The sequence below is a fragment of the Micromonospora sp. NPDC047620 genome (assembly GCF_043205005.1).
Classification (GTDB): domain Bacteria; phylum Actinomycetota; class Actinomycetes; order Mycobacteriales; family Micromonosporaceae; genus Micromonospora.
In genome coordinates this window covers 1-1,027 of sequence record NZ_JBIDDG010000211.1, presented here as the reverse complement: position 1 = coordinate 1,027, position 1,027 = coordinate 1, and the positions used below count along the sequence as shown (strand labels likewise).

General features: G+C 64.8%; 2 protein-coding genes. One reads left to right on the top strand and one right to left on the bottom strand.

The features are described from left to right. Window positions 1–59: 59 nt before the first annotated feature. Window positions 60–677 (bottom strand): TetR/AcrR family transcriptional regulator, encoded by a 618-nt coding sequence (locus tag ACGF5C_RS35335; RefSeq protein WP_393308843.1) that lies wholly within the window; start codon window positions 675–677, stop codon window positions 60–62. Between the two features lie 102 nt (window positions 678–779). Here ACGF5C_RS35335 and ACGF5C_RS35330 point away from each other — a divergent pair, with 102 nt between their 5' ends. Further along, the gene (locus ACGF5C_RS35330; RefSeq protein ID WP_036525741.1) at window positions 780–1,004 is read left to right on the top strand and encodes a hypothetical protein; all 225 of its coding nucleotides are present in this window, start codon (window positions 780–782) and stop codon (window positions 1,002–1,004) included. Window positions 1,005–1,027: the final 23 nt, after the last annotated feature.

The following is a 1,027-nucleotide window of genomic DNA, read 5'->3' as shown; positions in this document are numbered from 1 at the left end:
AATGCCTCGCTCGGTAATCCGGAAACGGGTTGCGCAGTGCGCACCATGGGTCGCGGCACCTATCCCGACCACTGCCGCGTAACCGAGGCGTCGTCGGACATGTGTAGCGCCAGCTCGGCCGCCACCGTTTCGCCGATCGCCGTACGCCGGGCCGACCGTCGGGCAGCGTCGGGGGCCGTGGCGGTGGCCAGGCGATCCAGGGTAGGCAACGCATGCCAGCTGTAACACAGCGACAGAATCGTCAGAAGTAGTTCTCTCGCAACGGATTCCGGAAGCTCCGGCACGGCGTCGCGAATACCTCGAAGCTTGCCCAGCATACTCTGGCGCCGCTCGGATTCGGCCACCGGTGCCCCCAATTCCAGACTCTCCCAGAACAGCAGGCGCGCCAATGCGGGCTTGTCGCAGAGGTGATCGAAGAACCGCTCGGCATAACCGATCACCGCAGCGGTTCCCTCCCCTTCGACCTGAACCGCCTCGCCGAGTTCGCCGATTTCCCGGGCGATCACGATGGCGAAGAGCTGATCCTTGGTGCCGAAATACTTATAGATCCGCTCCTTGTTGACCCCCGCAGCGGCCGCGATGCGGTCCACGCGCGCTCCCGCCAGTCCGCGCTCGCCGAATTCCGCCACCGCGGCGTCCAGCAGCAATTGTCGGGTGCGTTCGGTGTCCCAGGCCACGAGGCCAGACTAGCAAATTCTCCAACTAAACAGTTGCAGAATTCCCTCCGGAGGTGTCTACTCACATCTACAACCATCTAGTTGGAGTCTTGAGGAGTCACTGTGAGCACCACTGTTCCCGCCCCATCCGTGCACGTCCGCGCCGCCGTCACCTGGCTCGCGATCTTCCCTATGGTCGCCCTCGGAATGACCGCGATGGCACCGTTCACGGCCGGCTGGCATCCCGTGCTGCGCGCACTCGTACTGACCGCGTTCGTGGTCCCGGCCGCGGTGTACGTCGTCGTCCCCCGTCTGCTGGGCGTCCTCGCCCGACATGTTCACCGGTGACGCGCGGGCATGTGCGGGATGGC